General features: G+C 44.1%; 1 pseudogene. It reads right to left on the bottom strand.

Annotation, left to right across the window (positions count from 1 at the left end):
• Positions 1-1,302: pseudogene (locus V5298_RS20620) on the bottom strand (hypothetical protein); the annotation flags it as partial.
• Positions 1,303-1,414: the final 112 nt, after the last annotated feature.

The following is a 1,414-nucleotide window of genomic DNA, read 5'->3' as shown; positions in this document are numbered from 1 at the left end:
ATTGAGGGCTTTGACGTGTTTTTCCACATGGGACCAGCGCTTTTTCCACTCACCGGGTAAGGTATCGAGTTGCCGGGTTTCCTCACGCCACTGTTGTTTTAATGCGCTAAAAGGCGCGACTACATCAAATTCAGGCTCAGCGTCAGATTTCGCTTTTAAAGCTTCAGCTTCAAGTAGATACTGAAACACCCGTTGACCAATTTGTTGCTGGGCTGAAAAGCGTTCAAGACGCACGGCTAGGGCTAATACCGAGGTTTTTAACTCGCGGTATTGTTGTTGATTAATAGCACCGTCGAACTGCGCTAAGCCATCTTCCAGTTTTCTTACTCGGTCATTGATGGCTTCAACATCCGCCAAGGTTGCATCACATAATCGCTCTTGAAATAACCAGCTGACTTTGGCTTCAGCGGCTTGCCATTTCTGTTGCGTTTCCCGATAAAGGGTCAAAATACGTTGGCTAGCCTGCTGGGCTTCCCATTTTTCTTTAAGCTGGTCACAAAACGTATAAGCTTTGTGCATTAGACGATCATATTTTTCCGTGATTTCTTGCTGTTTATCCTCTGCAAGCAAAGGAAAATCCTTTTTCAGCTCATCGTACTGGGCTTCGTATTCCGCAATACGCGCCGCTACATCCTGATAATCTTGTTTGCTAGTGACCGCTTGCAATTTAGACAATAACAAGATGGTATCTTTTTCCACCTCAACGGGTTTTTCCCGCTGCTGTTTTAATTCGTCTAAGCGCTGTTCAATGTGTTTTTTAGTGTCGGTATTTTCCGTTTTCTTCAACAGTCGGGTAAGCACGCTGTCTTGTGTTTCAGAGGCAATAATGTGCAGCTGAATAGAAGGCGACGCATGGTTAAGAAAATACTGCTGAACAAAGTCTCCCTTAGCCGCTTTTTCAAGCAACCCAAGCACTATCTCATCGGATAACTTTTTGGCCACAGGGCTTTTTAGCACTTTTCTGACTAAATCTGCCGGCGCCTGTTTGACCAGGTATTCACTTAACTCCTGTTCAGGGATTTGTTGACTGTCTGCATCCAGTAATGTGTTTTCTACATATTGATTTGCTTTACGACGTAAACGGGCATCTTTTGCCGTTTGCGACATTTTCAGCCACAGCGGAAAAGAATCCAGCTTTTCCAATGCAGCAATGCTCACTGAGACATTTTCATCATTGAACGCCAATTCATGTAAAACCGATTTTTCGTTGCTTTTATCCGGAGAAAGGTTAGCAATGGCCTGAATACGTTTTTGCGGATCACGATGTGAATACGCAGGGGAAAATATACGACTAAATATCATCCTGTTTAAACCGGGCTATACTGTTAGGGTCCTGTTCCGGATTAAATGCGTCTCGGAACTCTTTTTTACTCTTATGCACAATCTCGCCTTTATCGTTTACCGTCATGTGCTC

This window comes from Alteromonas sp. 14N.309.X.WAT.G.H12 (genome assembly GCF_036697315.1).
In the GTDB taxonomy this organism is placed as follows: Bacteria; Pseudomonadota; Gammaproteobacteria; order Enterobacterales; family Alteromonadaceae; genus Alteromonas.
Note: the sequence above shows the minus strand (reverse complement) of the source record. Positions and strands in the feature narration are given on the sequence as shown.